This window comes from Spirosoma sp. (assembly GCF_048594605.1).
Taxonomy (GTDB): domain Bacteria; phylum Bacteroidota; class Bacteroidia; order Cytophagales; family Spirosomataceae; genus Spirosoma.
Genome location: NZ_JBMDWV010000392.1, coordinates 1 through 7,380, shown reverse-complemented (window position 1 = coordinate 7,380; position 7,380 = coordinate 1). Strand labels below are relative to the sequence as shown.

Below are 7,380 nucleotides of genomic sequence, written 5' to 3'. Positions count from 1 at the left end.
TAGGTCAGGGTTGTCGCGTGGGGCAGGAGGTACAACCACCCGGCCTATTCTAATCTGTATTACTGGTACATTTTGTATTACATAAAAAGGCCCGTTGACAGTGAATCGTCAACGGGCCTTTTTTCAGTAAGAGTAGAGTTAGTAGTTAGTAACCAGGATTTTGTTTGAGCGTAGCCTGACCATTGACTTTACTGTTCAGAATTTCCTGTAACGGAATTGGGTAGTATTCATGCTTGCCCTTCACAAACGTAGCACCTTTAAAGTACGTCCGCATATTGGATTCTTTCGTCATGTAAGCATTCAGCGTTTCGGCCGCAATACCCCAGCGAACCAGATCAAAGAAGCGGTGACCTTCCATGCCGAACTCCAGCCGGTTTTCGAACTGAATGGCTTTGCGGGCAGCTTCTTTAGTTGTCCAGGCCTGCGTGTACTGACTGATGGTATAATTGGCTGCTGGTTGACCGTTATCCAGCTTGACGAAACCATCCGGATTCGACGCCCGTTTCCGGATGAGGTTAACGTACTCACGCGCTTTCTCCAGACTTCCAATTTCCATCTCAATTTCAGCCAGCCACAAGTACACATGAGCTAAACGGAGAACGCGGTAATTGTTTGCGTTAAGTCGGTTGTTACTGGCAAACGTGTTGGTGCCCACGTCCGTCCGGTAAAACAGGTGTTTTTTAGGCTCATAGGGGCCCCCATTACCCTGATCGCGTACCCAGGCTTTACCGGGCATCAATCCCCAGTCGAGATACGGAATGCCCCGACGACCAACGGTCCAGTCGAGCCGCGGGTCCAGACGGCCAGCGTAAGGCGTAAAGGGCTGTGTCGATTCCAGGCCCTGATCGTTTGTTACGTCGGTGCTGTTGAACGTATCAATCAGGGGTAAACCATTTGCGTCTGTCTGATAGGCATTCACCAGATTCTGCGAAGGCTGGAAGAAGCCGCAGCAGGTGGTAGGGCCACCATACGGATAGTTTAAAACGGCGCCGTTATTTCCGTTCTCTCCAGTACCATCGTTAACAGAAAACTGGATTTCGAAAATGGATTCAGCATTGTTATTGGTGCTGGCGCGGTGGTTGTCATGGTATCTGTCCATCAGCCGGTATTGACCGCTGGCGACGATAGCTTCCAGCAGCGTTTTTGCTTCAGCCCATTTTTTCTGGAAAATATAAGCCTTGGCCAGCATACCAGCGGCAGCCCATTTGGTTGGCCGTCCTACCTGCGATTGTTTGGCTGGAAGGTTCTCATACGCGAATTTAAAATCGGCTTCAATATTTGGCCAGATGTCTTTGTCATTCGGAACCTTCGTGCTGTTCAGATTGGTGGGGTCGTACGTTTTCTCGTCGATGTACGGTACCATGTTGAACACTTTCTTTGCCTCGAAATGATAGTGACCCCGCAAAAACCGAACCTGTGCCGTAACCTGTAGTTTATCGGCGTCGGACATGTCGGTCGTTTTGGCAAGTGCCTGTAATACGTCGTTCGAACGGGCTACACCATCGTAACAAACCCGCCATTTTCCCCGGAAATAGCCATTGTCTGGCTGGATACTTTTGAATTCAATGTAAGAAATATCCGGTTGGTCGCCCGCCGTTGATCCTTTGTAGGCATCGTCAGCACCAACAGCACCGAATACCCAGTTGTCGGCGGCCGAGTGATACGACGTACCGCCCGATCCCCACCCATCGAGCAGGGAATAAGCACCGATCAGCAAGTAGTTGACGCCCGTAGTAGTATAGAAGTTTTGCGGCCCCAGTACGGCTTTCGGTTGCACATCCAGGAAGCTTTCCTTGCAGGCTGTCAGCGACCCAATCGTCAAAAATGCAGCCCAGATTATTGTTTTTTTCATAATAACAGTTTCGTGAGAAAAATTCAGTTTTCTAGAATGACAGATTCAGACCAACCAGCATTGTTTTTGCCACTGGATACGCCCCTTCGTCAACACCAATATGACGGTCGTTGCCCGTACCGCCTGAGTCGCGCAGGTTGATTTCCGGATCCAGGCCCGAGTAATTCGTAACCGTGAGCAGGTTTTGCCCCTGAATGTAAACCATAGCCGTACTTAAGCCCAGTTTGGACATCAGTGTACGGGGCAGGTTATACGACAACTGAACATTTTTCAAGCGCAGATAGGAACCTGGTTCCAGATAGTATGTTGATGGGTTCGAGCTGATGTTATCGTTCGAACGTAGCTGAGGCAGTTTGGCATCTGTCTTACCTGGGCGCCACGAATCTTCCCACATACGCTGACTACGGATACCACCAAACGTTTGAAAGTCAGTCCAGTAGCGGTTGTAGTTGAAGATCTGGTTGCCATATACACCCTGACCGAACAGCGTCAGGCTAAAGTCTTTGTAGCCAAAATTGAGGTTTAAACCGTACGCCATTTTTGGGTGTGGGTTGCCAATCACCTGCCGGTCGCTGGCATTGATAACACCGTCGCCGTTCAGATCACGGAAGCGGAACTGGCCGGCTCTGTTATTCAGGCCACCGCCAAATTGGACAGCTGCTTTAGACGCTTCTTCGTCGGTCTGAAAAATACCATCAATCACATAGCCAAAGAACGACGAGATCGGGTAACCCTGCTGGGTCACCGTCATAGCCGGAATTCGGGGAGTAAATCCGAAATACTGCGTTGATGGATTGCCGTCTGTTCGAGTCACCAGGTTACGGTACGTTGAAATATTAGCACCGATGCTGTAGGTGAAATCGCCATTGCCGATTTTGCCGTTATGGTTCAGACCTAACTCAAGTCCCCGGTTACGGAACGAAGCAATGTTCTGGAAGGGGTTAGTAGCCTGCCCCTGCGTAAACTGTACTTCAACGGGGAACAGCGCATCGGACGTAACGCGGTTAAACCAGTCGAACGTTACGTCTAACTTGCCTTTGAAGAGGGAGGCATCTACCCCGAAATCGACCGACGTAGTAGTTTCCCATTTTGCATTCGGGTTACCAAACTGCTGAAGTTCATAGCCCTGTAGCGATGACGTACGCGAACCGTTCAAATCGTAGAAGGAAACCGTTGGCCCCGTTCCGAAGATCAGGTATGGATTGTAGTTACCAATTTCCTGGTTCCCTGTCTGCCCGTAAGCTGCGCGTACTTTCAAGTCGTTAATCCAGGCTACTGGTTTCAGGAAATTTTCCTGAGAGATCCGCCAGCCAGCCGAAACAGCCGGGAAGTAAGCTACCCGGTTAGCTTCTGCAAAGCGCGAAGAACGGTCCCGGCGGATGGTTCCGTCGAGCAGGTATTTATCGAAGAAGGAGAAGCTGGCTTTGGCAAATTCAGAGGCCAGTTTCCAGTCAGAACCACCCCCCGTATTGGTTTGCGTACCGGCATTACCAGCGTCCAGATAGCGATTAGACAAATCATCGTTTGCAAAACGGGAACGGTCGGCCCGGAAGAATTCGAAGTTATTTTTGATCGCTTCCGTTCCAAGCAGTACGTTATAACGGATTGACGAACCGATTTCGCCATTATAAGTCAAGGTGTTATACCAGGTCCAGGTATAGCCTATCTCATTACGGGTAAACATCGAGTTGGCCGTAGCGGCTTCCGACGACTCGATGTCGCGTGGCGTATAAGCCCGGATATTATACGTGTTGTAATCGACCCCAAAACTGGTTTTCGCCGTCAGATTTTTTAGGATATCTACTTCCGCGTAGGCGTTTCCAAAAAACCGTAGTTCTTTTCCAATATTGTCTTTGTTCCGGTATAGCAGTGCTACGGGGTTGCGGGCGTTGTCGAGGTCCCCTCCTTTCGTACCGGCGAAATTACCCGCTACGTCGTAAACCGGGATAATAGGCTGAATCCGGTAAGCCATTGAGATCGCGTTGCTTTCGTTGTTGTTGGCCGTAGCACTCTGGGTAGAGTTTGAGCCACCCACGCGTTCACCATAGGCAAACTGTATATTTTCACCGATCCGAACTCGCTTTGTTACGTTAAATTCCGTGTTAGCCCGGATAGAATACCGCTTGTACCACGTGTATTTCATGATCCCGTCCTGGCTGAAATAGTTTGCCGACATAGCGTAACGACCGCCTTCGCCACCACCGGTTACACCAATCTGATGATTCTGGATGGGAGCCGGGGCGAAAATTTCACCAAACCAGTTTGTACCCTGCTTATTTGCTTTGGTAATCAGCCATTTGCTGGAACGGAAAGCCGAATTATCTACGTCGGTCGTGTAATTGGCGAAATTACCGTTGGCATCTTTAGCCAGCCGGGGGTCGCCTTCCATTGCACCATCGGGAAAAATATAATCCGGTATAACGGGCGTAGTGCCGTTGCCAAACTGCGCATGTTTCGGGTTGCCGTTTACCAGGTTACCGGCATTCCGACGAGATTCCCAGATCAGGCTGGCAAAATCCTGCGTGTTTACCAGTTCAGGAAACTTGCCGGGACGGGCAACGCCATAATACGCATCGTAGCTCAGTTTTGGCTTACCTGCTTTCCCTTTTTTGGTCGTGATAATAACCACTCCGTTTCCCGCCCGAGACCCGTAGATCGAGGCCGATGATGCATCTTTCAGCACCTGCAACGATTCAATATCATTCGGGTTCAGTGTATTGAGATTGCCCTTAGTCGGAACGCCGTCAATAACGTAAAGGGGGGAGTTGTCGTTGATCGTACCGAAGCCACGGATACGGACCATCACGCCACCACCCGGTGAGTTGTCATTCCCGACGGTAACCCCCGCTACGCGGCCCTGCAACGCCTGTGCTACGTTGGCTGATGGTACTTTCAGGGCTTCTTTAATATCAACCGTAGCTACAGCACCGGTAATATCGCGTTTAGCCTGAGCGCCATAACCCGTTACAACGACTTCGTTCAGGGTTTTAATGTCAGATGCCAGACTGATGTCAATCGTAGTCCGGTTGCCAATTGTAATTTCCTGTGCAACAAAGCCAATAGCCGAAACGGTCAGCGTATTACTTCCTGAAGGGACACTCAGCGAATACTGCCCGTTAGCATCGGTAACCATACCAATTTGGGTACCCTTGATCACTACGTTCGCACCGGGCAAGGGATTGTTGTCGCTGCCATCCGTTACGCGGCCGGTAATTTTGCGATCCTGAGCAAAAGCTCCTACGCACAGAAGCCAGCTTAGTAGCAGCCACGGCAACGTGCGGTACGCTTGTCGTAAAGCGTGTTTCATCATGGATTTAAAAGATTAAGTTAAATTATAGGAATATAGATGGGTACTTATGCCTAAAGTGAAAGCCTCAGTAGTTCTAACTGTATTTTTACTTAAACCGGTGATAAATTGACGTTACTCTATTGATAGATAAGGTTAATATTTTGGAAATGAGTAGGTTAACATAATAAGTATATATTAATAATTATTAAATATTTTTAAGACGATAGGAGTAGGAGGCTAGTAGTATTTGCCTACTTATTGATTTGATCTGGACTTTATTGTATATGCTATGTAGCAAGAAGATTATTAGTCTATTAAAAGACGAAGCCCGGCTTTTATGGACCGGGCTTCGTGGATCAATAAGAATAAAAATAGAAAGTAACGGTAAGGACACTACGTCAACTGTAGTTCGTCGATTACCTTTTGCACTTTGGCTTGTAGTTGAGCATACGTATCATCGAAGGCTTCCTTGCTTTCGAGCGGCTCCCGAACGCTGACATAGAACTTGATTTTCGGTTCAGTACCTGACGGACGAGCGGATACCTTCGTGCCATCTTCTGTAAAGAATTGCAGTACGTTCGAGGATTCGATTCCCATCTTACCCGCTTCGATGGCCGATGTGTTTCCACTCGCATCTGTCCTCCCGAATTCACGGCGAGTAAGGGCTTTATAGTCATCAATACGTATTACTGGTGAACCCGCAATCGATTTTGGCGGATTAGCCCGGAAATCAGCCATCATTTGCTGAATTTCTTCGGCTCCTGCTTTGCCTTTCTTGGTTAATGACACAAGCGCTTCGTAGTAAAAACCATTCTCCTGATACATCGCCATCAGCAGATCGAACAGGCTTTTGCCCTGATCTTTAGCATAGGCCGTCAGTTCGGCAATGATCGCGCAGGAAGCAATGGCGTCTTTGTCGCGAACGAAATCGCCGATGAGGTAACCGTAACTTTCTTCGCCACCACCGATAAATTTCTCTTTGCCTTCCAGCTCGCGGATAACTTCGGCAATGTATTTGAAGCCCGTTAACGTATTGTAACAGGTAACGCCATAGTTTTTACACATCTGATCGATGAGATCAGTTGTTACGATGGTTTTGGCGACAAACTCTTTTCCGGTCAATTTTCCGGCATCTTTCCAGGCATTAAGCAGGTAATAAATAATCAGGCTGGCCATCTGATTGCCATTCAGCAACTCAAACTCGCCATGATGATTACGGGCGCCCGCACCTACGCGGTCGGCGTCGGGGTCGGTGGCCATTACCAGATCCGCATCGATGGATAACGCCAGATCAAGGGCCAATTGCATGGCGGCCCGTTCTTCAGGGTTTGGCGATTTTACGGTTGGGAAATTTCCATCGGGTGTAGCCTGCTGCTCAACGATATGAACATTGTTGAAGCCCAGCGCATCCAGCACACGCGGCACCAGCGTAATACCCGTTCCGTGAATGGGCGTATAAACGATGTTCAGATTGGCCTGCCGTTTGATAACATCGGGATTGACAGCGTTCGACTTAAGGCGCTCGACATAAGGGGCATCAATTTCTTCATCAATAAGCGTAATGCGTTCGGGAATGCCCTCAAATTTGATATCATCGACCGACGTAACCTTATTTACTTCACCAATAATGCCTTTGTCGTGTGGAGATACAACCTGGCCACCGTCGTTCCAGTACACTTTGTAGCCGTTGTATTCGGGCGGGTTGTGCGATGCCGTTACAACAATACCGCTCTGGCAACCCAGCTGACGAATGGCGAACGAAAGCTCGGGTGTTGGGCGAAGGCTGCTGAACAAATACACTTTGATGCCATTGGCCGAAAAAATATCGGCAGCCAGTCGGGCGAATTCCGGACTCATCCGGCGGCTGTCGTGCGCAATCGCTACGCTTACATCCTGTCCGGGGAAAGCCGCGTTAATGTAATTTGAAAGTCCCTGCGTAGCAGCGCCAACCGTGTAGCGGTTCATTCGGTTTGAGCCTACGCCTAAAACACCGCGTAATCCTCCAGTGCCGAATTCAAGGTCACGATAAAAAGAATCTGTCAGTTCGGTAACATTGCCAGAATCGATCAAATGTTGAATGGATTCTTTCGTTGTGGCATCGTAATTACCACTAAGCCATTTGTCGACCCGTTGCTGGGTAGAGGAATCAAGGGCGGTTGTCATGTTCGTTGTACTGGACTGATTTAATTTTAGAGTAAACTAATTGTTTGTGTGCAAAAAAGAATATTATTTTCTGGAA

Annotated in this window: 3 protein-coding genes; all 3 read right to left on the bottom strand. The window is 48.8% G+C overall.

The window, feature by feature from the left end; all coding sequences use genetic code 11:
* Positions 1 to 145: 145 nt before the first annotated feature.
* Positions 146 to 1,852, bottom strand: coding sequence for a RagB/SusD family nutrient uptake outer membrane protein (locus ACOJS8_RS24350; protein WP_420151162.1), 1,707 nt, complete (start codon positions 1,850 to 1,852; stop codon positions 146 to 148).
* Positions 1,853 to 1,883: 31 nt separating this feature from the next.
* Positions 1,884 to 5,159, bottom strand: a complete 3,276-nt coding sequence (locus ACOJS8_RS24345) for a SusC/RagA family TonB-linked outer membrane protein (protein ID WP_420151163.1) — start codon at positions 5,157 to 5,159, stop codon at positions 1,884 to 1,886.
* A gap of 375 nt (positions 5,160 to 5,534) precedes the next feature.
* The gene (locus tag ACOJS8_RS24340) at positions 5,535 to 7,304 is read right to left on the bottom strand and encodes a phospho-sugar mutase (protein WP_420151161.1); all 1,770 of its coding nucleotides are present in this window, start codon (positions 7,302 to 7,304) and stop codon (positions 5,535 to 5,537) included.
* Between the last annotated feature and the right edge of the window lie 76 nt (positions 7,305 to 7,380).

Excerpts from the sequence above, each read along its gene's own strand:
- ACOJS8_RS24350 (WP_420151162.1), bottom strand. The coding sequence starts at position 1,852 with ATGAAAAAAACAATAATCTGGGCTGCATTTTTGACGATTGGGTCGCTG.
- ACOJS8_RS24340 (WP_420151161.1), bottom strand. The coding sequence starts at position 7,304 with ATGACAACCGCCCTTGATTCCTCTACCCAGCAACGGGTCGACAAATGG.
- ACOJS8_RS24345 (WP_420151163.1), bottom strand. The coding sequence starts at position 5,159 with ATGAAACACGCTTTACGACAAGCGTACCGCACGTTGCCGTGGCTGCTA.